This is a genomic window from Neisseria sp. P0021.S006 (assembly GCF_051956895.1).
In genome coordinates, this window is sequence record NZ_JBQCWZ010000972.1 from 1 (window position 1) to 552 (window position 552).

Annotated in this window: 1 protein-coding gene; it reads right to left on the bottom strand. The window is 60.1% G+C overall.

Annotated elements, in window-relative coordinates; all coding sequences use genetic code 11:
- On the bottom strand, nucleotides 1-552 hold a 552-nt coding region (locus ACTHUM_RS18220), incomplete at both ends, for an ATPase, T2SS/T4P/T4SS family (RefSeq protein ID WP_440403712.1).

Consider the following 552-nt stretch of genomic DNA (forward strand, 5'->3'; position numbering starts at 1 on the left):
TGCCGATTTCGCGCTGGGTGAAGATGCTGCGGCAAGGTTTGTAGATAAACTCGATGGGGTCTTCGATGGTAACGATATGGCCGGGCAGCTTTTGGTTGCGGTAGTTGAGCATGGAGGCCATGGTGGTGGACTTACCCGAACCGGTCGGGCCGGCGAGGATCAGCAGGCCGCGCGGTGCGAGTGCAAGCTCTTGGAGCTTTTCGGGTAAGCCGAGGGTCTTCATCTCGGGAATGTCTTGGCTGACGCGGCGCAATACCATGCCGACGCGGCCTTGCTCGTGGTAGGCGTTGACGCGGTAGCGCGTGTTGCTGCGCGATTGGACGGAATAGTTGATTTCCCAGTCGCGGTTGAAGGCTTCGAGCTGGTCGGGGTTCATGGTGGATTCGGCGATGGCGGCGGTGTCCGCGCCGTTCAGTGCTTTGTGGGGCATGGGCGTGAGGGTGCCTCCGACTTTGATGGCAGGGGGAAAGCCTGCGCTGATGAAAATGTCGGAGGCGTTGCGTTTTTCGGCCTCTTCACACATGCGGTCGAGCAGGGGATGAAGATGCGTAC